Raw genomic sequence first — 2894 nt, 5'->3', positions numbered from 1 at the left:
ATGACCTCATCCAAATCTTTTCCCTCAAGGACCTGTTTTTTTCAGAAAAAGCTGTTATAATGAAACTATATTATACGGCAAACCCATTATAAAGGAGGTTTTTATGAAAGTTATCTATCTGCATCACAGCGGCTTCATTGTCGAGCTGGAAAAGGTCACCCTGATCTTTGATGCCATTACCAATATCCAACCCCATTTTTTACGGAAGGGTCGGAAAAACATCTTCTTTGCCACCCACAGTCACAAGGATCATTTTGCCCAGCGCATTTTCTCCTACGGGACAGATTATAATTCCACTTATATTTTGAGTGATGATATCAGCAAACGTGGAGGGAGCAACATCACCTATGTCCATCCTTACGAAACCTTGGAATTAGACGGGGTAACCATTAAGACCTACGGCTCCACCGACCTGGGGGTTTCCTTCCTGGTGCAAACTGAGGGAAGGACGATCTTCCACGCCGGCGATTTAAACTGGTGGGATTGGGATACTGAGGAACGCCCACACATCGACCCGGTGGCCGAGGAGGCGGATTATAAGGCAGAAATTGCCAAATTGAAGACAGATCTGCAAAACACCATCATCGATGTGGCCTTTGTCCCCGTGGATGGACGTCTGGGGAGCTCTGCCACCAAGGCTGCCGTCTATTTCATCGATGAACTCCACCCCAAGGTCCTGGCTCCCATGCATTTCTGGGATGACTACAGCCTGGTGGATACCCTGGCCAGTAAAGTTTACGGCTCTGGCACGGAAATCCTCCCCATTGAAAAACGAAATGCGATTATTTTCGAGGATTAAACCCACCAAATTTATTTGCCACGAAAAAGGCCCGCCGCCACATCCCTCAGGATGTGGCGGCGGGCCTTTTTCCGTTTTATTTGAATATGAATCCGTCTGCCACTTCTAACTACAGTTCCGCAGCGATCTTTGCCAGCTTGGAGAGGCGGTGGTAGACCCCGGATTTCCCCACTGGGGGGGTCATCATCTCCCCAAGCTCCTTCAGGCTTGCATCGGGATTTTCTTCCCGCAGTTCAGCCAAATGGCGCAGGCTGGGGGGAAGGCTTGAAAGCCCTGGGCCACGGGCAATGGCCTGGATATCCGCCAGCTGCTTTTCTGCCGCAGCGGATACCTTGTTGAGATTGGCCACATCGCAGTTGACCTTCCGGTTGACATCGCTGCGCACTTCCTTCATTACCCGGATACTCTCCACATCCAACAACGCCTTATGGGCCCCGATTAGGCCGAGAAAGCTAGAGACACTTTCGGCTTCCTTGGCGTAGAGCACCTCCGATGCCTTTCTTGTGATGAGATTGGTCTTAATCTCATAGTGGCTTAATACCTGGGCCAGGCTTTTGAGATAATCCTTCTGCTTTCCTGCCAGTTCCAGGCGATAGCCCTTCTCCGGGTCCGATACCGATCCACAGCATAAAAACACCCCCCGGATATAGCTTTTGATAAACCGTTGCTTGGAGCTGAAAAAAGGGGGAATCTCGTTGACATAAAAATTTTGATGCTTTGCATTATGGCGCAATATTCGCAGGTCCTTTAGGACTCGCACGACATCCCCCATGATGGTGACTTCGTACAGCCGATGGTTTTTAAACTGCTTGCGCTTAAGGATCTTCACACTGGGGATGATGCCATAAAGCAATTTGACCATGCGGAAGATGCGCCCTGCCACCGCGGGGTTTTCAGTTTGAACGCTGATAACCTGGGGAACCAGTGCTGCATCCACCGCCACCACGGCCACCGGTGCCAATAGGCCCGATAGCTCTGCCCGAACACAGCCATCGGCTTCAAAGGGCTGGGCACACAGGTCCTTCTTTACCTGCTGGGAAAAACTCATTTGATACCACCGTCAAGGTACACCTGAAAGACCTGTCTGGCCAGCTCGTCGGCGTCGTGGCGGACCCGCCCCATATCCTGGATGGCATAATCCCCCAGAAGATAATCATACTCCGGAAGGATCTTCCCTATTTTTACCGGGGCCGCCCCGGATTTATGGTACCGCGTAATGGCCTGGGTTCCCAGATCGCCGTCGTTGGCCACGATGTACTGAAAGAGCGGACGCTCCTTAAAAAAACAATGGGCTTCAATAGCTTCAATATGGTCAGCCTGGCTGTAGCCCGTGGTTTCCCCGGGTTGGGTCATCAAATTGGCAATGTAAAACTTCTTAGCCCGGCTTTCAGTAATGGCCTCTTCAACCCCCTCCACCAGGAGATGGGGAATGACGCTGGTGTATAAGCTTCCTGGTCCAATGATGATGATATCTGCTGCCTTGATGGCATCCAGGGTTTCTGGCAATGCCCTGGCGACAGACTTTAAGGCCACATAATCCACTGCGGTGCCGGCTTCCTTGACCACCTGGGGAATGCGGGATTCACCCTCTACGATCTGTCCATCCTTTAAGGTCCCCAGGAGGACCATCTCATCCAGGGTTACCGGGAGAACCCGGCCAGTAATCTGCAGGACATCCGAGGTGCGGCGCACCGCATCGTAAAAGTCACTGCTGATACCTGCCATGGCTGCCAGGAAGAGGTTCCCAAAGCTATGGCCATCCAGGCCGCCGCCCCCAAATCGATAGTTAAACAGGGACTGCATGACGTTCTCATCATCGGCCAATGCTAAAATACAATTGCGAATATCCCCAGGGGGAAGAATCCCTAAATCCTCCCGGAGCATACCAGAGCTTCCTCCGTCGTCGGCCATGGTAACCACCGCCGTCAGACGGTTGGTATATTTTTTAAGGCCCCGGAGAATAACCGATAATCCCGTTCCCCCACCAAAGGCCACAACCCGGGGATTTCGGACCCGGACCACATCCTTTAAGGTGAACTCACGAATATACTCTTTAATTTCCATCTTCAGCCTCCTAAAGTTCTCGGTTTTTTTC

At 51.6% G+C, this 2894-nt stretch carries 3 protein-coding genes; 1 reads left to right on the top strand and 2 read right to left on the bottom strand.

What is annotated here, in order from left to right:
• Positions 1-103: 103 nt before the first annotated feature.
• A complete protein-coding gene (locus tag VB081_RS12605; protein ID WP_276982500.1) occupies positions 104-799 on the top strand; it encodes an MBL fold metallo-hydrolase in 696 nt (231 codons plus the stop codon).
• A gap of 109 nt (positions 800-908) precedes the next feature.
• On the opposite strand, the gene whiA is transcribed toward VB081_RS12605, so the two are convergent.
• Both whiA and VB081_RS12595 read right to left on the bottom strand, forming a co-directional pair.
• Positions 909-1847 carry a DNA-binding protein WhiA gene (gene whiA / locus VB081_RS12600; RefSeq protein ID WP_276982499.1) on the bottom strand — a complete coding sequence of 313 codons (939 nt, stop codon included), beginning with the start codon at positions 1845-1847 and terminating at the stop codon, positions 909-911.
• Positions 1844-2894: gluconeogenesis factor YvcK family protein (locus VB081_RS12595; RefSeq protein ID WP_323401136.1), on the bottom strand; the 1051-nt coding region annotated here is incomplete at its 5' end. The genes VB081_RS12595 and whiA, both read right to left, overlap by 4 nt.

The sequence above is a fragment of the Christensenella sp. genome (genome assembly GCF_034927525.1).
In the GTDB taxonomy this organism is placed as follows: domain Bacteria; phylum Bacillota; class Clostridia; order Christensenellales; family Christensenellaceae; genus Christensenella.
Note: the sequence above shows the minus strand (reverse complement) of the source record. Positions and strands in the feature narration are given on the sequence as shown.

Bases quoted from the DNA above. Each gene is read 5' to 3' on its own strand.
- VB081_RS12605 (WP_276982500.1), top strand. From the start codon at position 104: ATGAAAGTTATCTATCTGCATCACAGCGGCTTCATTGTCGAGCTGGAA.
- whiA (WP_276982499.1), bottom strand. From the start codon at position 1,847: ATGAGTTTTTCCCAGCAGGTAAAGAAGGACCTGTGTGCCCAGCCCTTT.